This window comes from Mixta sp. (genome assembly GCF_024610815.1).
Lineage (GTDB): Bacteria > Pseudomonadota > Gammaproteobacteria > Enterobacterales > Enterobacteriaceae > Mixta > Mixta calida.
This window is the reverse complement of the sequence record NZ_JANION010000136.1, coordinates 1-2,936: the sequence shown is the minus strand read 5'-3', so window position 1 is coordinate 2,936 and position 2,936 is coordinate 1. Positions and strand designations below refer to the sequence as shown.

Sequence of the window (2,936 nt, the reverse complement as noted above, 5' to 3'; positions counted from 1 at the left end):
GCTGATGCTGCTGGTCGCTACGGCGGCACAGGCGCACCGGCATGATTACGGCTCGGGCGATTATGGTTCGGGCAATAATGGCGGCTCGACAAGTAACAGCGACGTGGTGCTGGATATGCCGCCCGAAGTCTGGACTCAGGGGCAAAATTCATCCAGCCCGCCCTGTTTGCGCTGCTGCACCTATGAAAACCGCAGCTACTCCGAAGGCGCGGTAGTCAAAGCGGAAGATGTGCTGCTGCAGTGCGTGCGCGATGAGAAATCTCTCGGCACCAATAATTTAATCTGGCGTATCGTAAAATAAGCGCAGGCGTTGCGACCAGCGTCGCAGCGCCTCTTTTTTTACACGCTGAATTCAGCCCAAATCGGCGCGTGGTCGGACGGTTTTTCCATAGCGCGAATATCATAATCAATGCCGGTCGCCACGCAGCGCTCCGCCAGGACGCGGGTCGCCAGCAGCAGATCGATGCGCAGGCCGCGATTGTCATCAAACCCTCTGGAACGGTAATCAAACCAGGAGAAACGATCGGCGCAGTCGGGATTCGCTGCGCGCCAGGTATCCACCAGCCCCCAGCTCAGCAGGCGCGCCATCCACTCCCGTTCTTCCGGCAGGAAGGAACATTTGCCGGTGCGCAACCAGCGCTTACGGCTATCTTCGCCAATGCCGATATCAAGATCGGTGCTGCTGATATTCATATCGCCCATAACAACGATGCGATCGTCTGCCGTCAGGTGATTTTCCAGGTAGCTTTGCAGGTCGCGGTAAAACTTCTCTTTCGCCGGAAACTTGGTGGGATGCTCACGACTTTCGCCCTGTGGAAAATAGCCGTTAATCACGGTGATATTGCCTGACGGCGCAGGGATCTCTGCCATGATCAGACGGCGCTGCGCCTCTTCATCGTCATCAGGGAAACCGCGTTGCACCTTAACCGGCATCTCACGCGTCAGCAGCGCGACGCCATAGTGGCTTTTCTGTCCGTGATAAAAGACGTGATAGCCCAGCTTGCTGACCTCTTCCAGTGGAAACATATCATCGTGCACTTTGGTTTCCTGCAGGCCAATGACATCAGGATTGTGCTGGGCGATGATCGCTTCAAGCTGGTGAGGACGAGCGCGCAGCCCGTTGATATTAAAAGAGATGAATTTCATATTGCGGCAACTACCTGGTAAAAAGATGGCAGGATGTTAACAGAAGTAGGTTAAGAATGTCACGGGAAGCGGCGGCGCGGGGCACGGGCGGTAAACGACAGGGAACAGCGTTGCTCGACGCGAATCTTGTCGAAGCTTCTCACCTTCTCCCAACGGGAAGATGCAGCTTTATTAATAAAAGGGAGTGTGGTGCGTAATGCGAAGATGGTGGTGGGAGAAGGATGACTCGTCGCTGCGCTCCTCGCCCTGCGGGCCGTGCTGCGCACGTTGTCTCGCGTTGCTCGACGCGAACCTTGTCGAAGCTTCTCACCTTCTCCCAACGGGAAGATGCAACTTTATTAATAAAGGGAGTGTGGTGCGTAATGCGAAGATGGTGGTGGGAGAAGGATTCGAACCTTCGAAGTCTGTGACGGCAGATTTACAGTCTGCTCCCTTTGGCCGCTCGGGAATCCCACCAGGTCATTCTGTTCAGATAATGATTGTCGCTTTCCATCTCGTCAACTGCCGCATAACCCAAAGTTCGCCTTTATTACCGGCTTGCTCATCTTTCTTCTGTTAAAGAAGAGTGGTGGTGGGAGAAGGATTCGAACCTTCGAAGTCTGTGACGGCAGATTTACAGTCTGCTCCCTTTGGCCGCTCGGGAATCCCACCACGGGTCAGGACATATTGCCTGAAAGCGGGGCGCATCATACCAAATGAATCGATGCTGTAAAGCGCCCAGGGGAAAAAAGCGTATCGTTCGACGCTTTTTTATTCATGGCGTCGGTTTGCTGAGCAACCGACGCCGTCGCTCTTAAAGAATGATCGTGCGGTTGCCGTAAACAAACACGCGCTGGCCCAGCACTTTATACAGGGCGCGGCTCAGCACATTTTTTTCTACATCGCGTCCGGCGCGCATCATCTCTTCCGCGGTATAGCTGTGATCGACGTTAATCACATCCTGCATAATGATCGGACCTTCGTCGAGGTTGTCATTAACATAATGCGCCGTGGCGCCGATGATTTTCACGCCGCGCTCGTACGCCTGGTGATAAGGCCGCGCGCCGATAAACGCGGGCAGGAAAGAGTGGTGAATATTGATGATCTGGTTGGGATAGCGCTGAACGAATGCTGGGGTCAGCACGCGCATATATTTCGCCAGCACCACATAATCGGGCTGATAACGATCGATCTGCTCCGCCATTTTATTGTCGTGCTCTTCGCGCGTCAGGCCTTCATGACTGACCAGAACGAAAGGAATATCGAAGCGTTCCACCAGCGAGCGCAGCGTGTCGTGGTTGCCGATAACCGCCGCAATCTCCATATCCAGCCCACCAAACGCGCTTTTCATCAGCAGATCGCCAAGGCAGTGCGCCTCTTTGGTGACCAGAATGACCACGCGACGCCGTCCGGCGCACTGGAGTTCGCGCACCGAGCCTTGCGGCAGCGCGCCGTCGAGATCGGCCAGCAGCGTGGCGTCATTGAAAATGCCTTCCAGCTCGGTGCGCATAAAGAAGCGACCGGTGCGGTGATCGACGAACTCATTGTTCTGGACGATGTTCAGCTCGTGCTTGTAGCAAATGTTGGTGATCTTGGCGATAAGGCCCTTGGCGTCAGGGCAGATGGTGCGTAGTACTTTGCGTTGTAAATTTTGCGCTTGCATTGAGTTATCGATCCTGTCGAAGCGAGATAGCGGTGAATCTGAATGGTGCCAGCGTTACTGGCCGCAACATTTTTTGTATTTTTTTTCGGAGCCACAGGGACAGCGGTCATTTCGACCCACCTGTGGCGCGGTTCCGTCAATATAGTAC

Annotated in this window: 4 protein-coding genes, 2 tRNA genes and 1 other RNA gene; 1 reads left to right on the top strand and 6 read right to left on the bottom strand. The window is 54.6% G+C overall.

What is annotated here, in order from left to right:
- The first annotated feature begins 4 nt into the window (after positions 1–4).
- Complete coding sequence (locus MYY08_RS10015) at positions 5–301, top strand: YnjH family protein (RefSeq protein ID WP_288013979.1); 297 nt, start codon at positions 5–7, stop codon at positions 299–301.
- 38 nt (positions 302–339) lie between these two features.
- Here the strand turns inward: MYY08_RS10015 and xthA are convergent, their stop codons facing one another.
- The 6 genes from xthA to MYY08_RS09985 all read right to left on the bottom strand — a co-directional run.
- A complete protein-coding gene (xthA, locus tag MYY08_RS10010; protein WP_038625845.1) occupies positions 340–1,146 on the bottom strand; it encodes an exodeoxyribonuclease III in 807 nt (268 codons plus the stop codon).
- Between the two features lie 205 nt (positions 1,147–1,351).
- Positions 1,352–1,476: non-coding RNA, RtT sRNA (locus MYY08_RS10005), on the bottom strand.
- A 41-nt stretch (positions 1,477–1,517) separates the two neighbouring features.
- Positions 1,518–1,602, bottom strand: a tRNA-Tyr gene (locus tag MYY08_RS10000).
- Positions 1,603–1,712: 110 nt separating this feature from the next.
- Positions 1,713–1,797, bottom strand: a tRNA-Tyr gene (locus MYY08_RS09995).
- A 142-nt stretch (positions 1,798–1,939) separates the two neighbouring features.
- Entirely contained in the window at positions 1,940–2,788 is an 849-nt protein-coding gene (purU, locus tag MYY08_RS09990) for a formyltetrahydrofolate deformylase (protein WP_038625847.1), read from the bottom strand.
- Between the two features lie 54 nt (positions 2,789–2,842).
- Positions 2,843–2,936, bottom strand: a 94-nt coding sequence (locus MYY08_RS09985; protein ID WP_288013978.1) for an SEC-C metal-binding domain-containing protein, incomplete at its 5' end; no start/stop codon positions are given.

Coding starts and splice junctions, on each gene's coding strand:
- MYY08_RS10015 (WP_288013979.1), top strand. CDS start 5: ATGCTGCTGGTCGCTACGGCGGCACAGGCGCACCGGCATGATTACGGC.
- xthA (WP_038625845.1), bottom strand. CDS start 1,146: ATGAAATTCATCTCTTTTAATATCAACGGGCTGCGCGCTCGTCCTCAC.
- purU (WP_038625847.1), bottom strand. CDS start 2,788: ATGCAAGCGCAAAATTTACAACGCAAAGTACTACGCACCATCTGCCCT.